Here is a 2,740-nt window from a genome sequence, read left to right as displayed (position 1 = left end):
GTTTCGAGCAAATCTTTAAGAACTCTCTTACAGGACAACCTATCGGCGGCGGGAAAGGAGGATCTGACTTCGATCCAAAAGGAAAATCAGACGCAGAAATCATKCGTTTTTGCCAAAGYTTTATGTCAGAACTTGGTCGGTATATCGGACCGGACACGGACGTACCGGCTGGAGATATCGGAGTTGGAGCAAGAGAAATAGGATATCTATTCGGTCAGTATAAAAAGATGCAAGGAAGCTATYACGCAGGTGTTTTAACTGGTAAAGGCATAAGTTATGGCGGAAGCTTAGCCCGTACAGAGGCAACTGGATATGGTACGGTATACTTCGTCGAAGAAATGCTAAAAGATAATGGTTTACATTTTCACGGAAGCACTGTCGTTGTTTCAGGATCTGGTAATGTAGCTATTTATGCAATCGAAAAAGCAACACAGCTGGGTGCTAAAGTAGTTGCTTGCAGTGACTCCAATGGTTACATTTACGATAAAAATGGCTTAACCTAGATACAGTTAAACGCTTAAAAGAAGTAGAAAGAAAACGTCTGAGTGAGTATGTCGATGCTCATCCAGAAGCTGAATATAATGAAGGAAGTTACGGTATCTGGTCTGTTTCTTGCGACATCGCCATTCCGTGCGCAACACAAAATGAGATTGATGAAGAAGCAGCAAAATTGCTGGTTAAAAACAACGTGAAGGCAGTAGGTGAAGGTGCCAACATGCCTTCTACCCTTGAGGCTATTGACATATTCCTTAATAATGGCATCTTATTCGGACCCGCTAAAGCTGCCAATGCGGGTGGCGTTGCTGATTCTGCACTTGAAATGGCCCAAAACAGTGCTAGAATGCCTTGGACATTTGAGGATGTCGATGCCAAACTTCAAGGTATCATGAAAAACATTTATAAAAACAGTGTAGAAGCATCAGAAACATACGGCGAGCCTGGCAATTTAGTTGTCGGAGCAAACATTGTTGGTTTCCTTAAAGTAGCGGATGCTATGCTGATTCAAGGTATACTCTAAAAATATGATAATGTAATAGGCGGCCCCAATATAAACTGTACCCTTTGTAAAGGACAATTTTAAAAAAAGAGGTTAGGCTCCTTGAGGAGGATGCAAGAAGTGAATAGTGATTTTACAATAGCTGTGCATAGTTTGGTCTATTTAGTTTATCTACCAGATCATATGGCAAGCAGTGAGTCTATCGCAGAAAACGTTKGTACAAACTCGGCCAGGATTCGGAAAATGATGAGCTGCTTAAGAAATAATAGATTTGTTAAGACTAAAGAAGGTGTTGGCGAAGGCTATATTCTGGACTGTAACCCTGAAGAGGTAAGTTTGGCAGATATTTATATAACGGTCTCGCATGGAACCTTGAAACCAAAGTGGAGTACAGGTGATCCGGAGAAAAAATGTGTCATATCTTCCAATACTCAGGTAGTCATGGATCAAATATTTGATGAAGCTGAATTATATTTTGAAAAATATTTAGAAGATATAACTCTAAGCACATTTTTGGAAAAAATTAAACAATGTCCGTGATATTGATTTAGTTTTTTTTTTACTTACTGTATTTTTTATTATTACAGTTAATATCTTATAATAGTAGATTGAACATAAAAGGGGTGTTATGAATGGCCGAAAATAATCAGTTTAATAATGGGGATTGGGTACAGGGAAGATCAAGAGATGGAGAACTTATCCATGGTTTCATTAAAAGCGTAAGCGATAATCGAGAAATCGTTAAAGTGAATGTGATGGAAAGTGACAATGAAAAAGCGGTCGAGAAATCGATTTGGATTCCGAGTAAATGGACTGAAAAACTGCCGGGTCTAGAARTCAGTAACGAAAATCATCTTTTGGCTTTAATTGATTTGGCGTTACTTTCTAAAGATGAAACATGGTTAATGGAGGTATCCGGTAATTTGGATTCCATTAAAATCCATCCGAAAATAAATACCAGGAAATCAGGGTTCTTATCCCGGAAAATAGAATCGGGAAACTCGATTTAAATAGATGATAAGTCAAATACCATAAATATTTCGGATAATACAAGGAGGACATGATCATGACAATGGAACATGTAACAGATGATAATTTTGCTAGTGAAATTAAGGAAGGTTTAGTACTGGTTGATTTTTGGGCACCGTGGTGCGATCCATGTAAAATGATTGCCCCAGAGCTTAATGAAATTGATGTTGAAATGGGTGATCAGGTTAAAATCGTAAAACTGAATGTGGATGAAAATTCAAATACGACAAGCGAATATGGAGTGATGGGAATTCCAGCCCTTATTCTATTCAAGGATGGAAAAAAGGTAGATCAAGCTATTGGCTTCCAGCCAAAAGAAGCCATTGTGACCTTAATTGCAAAACATGTATGATGTATATTGTAATTGAATTAATGGAGAAAGATGGATTTGCGAATATTAGACAGGTTATTGATATAGATAGTAAGGAATAGTAGCCACTCTAACATGAGTGGTCTTTTTATATAAATGATCTTCTATTCAACTATTCTGCCCCTTTAGCTCCATAAGAAACTCCTATGGCGGCGCTCCTCGCCGCCACCATCTACTACGAAAATCTAAACTCAAAAATAGAGTCTAACCCATAAACCCCTTGACGATAATGGATGATAACAATACAACCAGGCTGAACTTTTTTTGGTGGATCTTTAGGAAGATACCCTGTATAAGAAACTGGTTGTGACAGTATGGAAGAACCATTTAGTGTACTGCTAGTA

Annotated in this window: 3 protein-coding genes and 1 pseudogene; all 4 read left to right on the top strand. The window is 38.2% G+C overall.

The annotated features are described in order from the left end of the window. Positions 1-1,018 (top strand): annotated as a pseudogene (gdhA, locus tag AC1DVB_RS26425) (NADP-specific glutamate dehydrogenase); the annotation flags it as partial. A gap of 99 nt (positions 1,019-1,117) precedes the next feature. After that, positions 1,118-1,537, top strand: coding sequence for an RrF2 family transcriptional regulator (locus tag AC1DVB_RS26420; RefSeq protein WP_477591757.1), 420 nt, complete (start codon positions 1,118-1,120; stop codon positions 1,535-1,537). 92 nt (positions 1,538-1,629) lie between these two features. After that, positions 1,630-2,007 carry a hypothetical protein gene (locus AC1DVB_RS26415; RefSeq protein WP_477591755.1) on the top strand — a complete coding sequence of 126 codons (378 nt, stop codon included), beginning with the start codon at positions 1,630-1,632 and terminating at the stop codon, positions 2,005-2,007. A 56-nt stretch (positions 2,008-2,063) separates the two neighbouring features. Then, complete coding sequence (gene trxA, locus AC1DVB_RS26410; protein WP_477591753.1) at positions 2,064-2,378, top strand: thioredoxin; 315 nt, start codon at positions 2,064-2,066, stop codon at positions 2,376-2,378. Positions 2,379-2,740 lie beyond the last annotated feature (362 nt).

Source organism: Peribacillus sp. P4_D6, from assembly GCF_056401795.1.
Note: the sequence above shows the minus strand (reverse complement) of the source record. Positions and strands in the feature narration are given on the sequence as shown.